Origin of the sequence: Paraburkholderia sp. CNPSo 3274, assembly GCF_024206475.1 — a bacterium.
Taxonomy (GTDB): Bacteria; Pseudomonadota; Gammaproteobacteria; order Burkholderiales; family Burkholderiaceae; genus Paraburkholderia.
The window spans coordinates 1-529 of sequence record NZ_JAMBPR010000272.1; the positions used below are offsets into that span (position 1 = coordinate 1).

Genomic DNA, 529 nt, shown 5'->3' on the forward strand with positions numbered 1-529 from the left:
AGAACACGGAAGGCGCGAAGTTCTGGATGAAGGTGTTCAGCGACCTGAAGGTGCGTGGCGTGCAGGACATCCTGATCGCGGTCACCGATGGACTGAAGGGCATGCCTGAAGCGCTGGGCGCGGTGTTTCCGGCCACCACGCTCCAGACGTGCATCGTGCACCTGATCCGCAACTCGCTGGACTACGCGAGCTGGAAAGACCGGCGGGGGCTGGCTGCTGCCCTCAAACCGATCTATTCGGCAACGGGCGCTGAAGCTGCCCAGACCGAACTGGACGCGTTCGAGCAGGGCGAGTGGGGCCGTAAATTCCCGACGGTGGTGGCGGCCTGGCGCCGCGCCTGGGATCGCGTCATTCCCTTCTTCGCGTTTCCGCCTGCGGTCCGCAAGGTGATCTACACGACCAACGCCATTGAAAGTGTGAACGCGCGGCTACGCAAGATCGTCAAGACGCGTGGGCACTTCCCGACGGACGAGGCCGCGACCAAACTGCTCTGGCTGGCCTTGCGCAATATCACGGCTGACTGGAGCCG

The 529-nt window shown here is 63.7% G+C and carries 1 protein-coding gene; it reads left to right on the forward strand.

What is annotated here, in order from left to right; all coding sequences use genetic code 11:
- The coding region (locus tag M3I54_RS44655; RefSeq protein WP_254346785.1) for an IS256 family transposase at positions 1-529 on the forward strand (529 nt) is incomplete at both ends.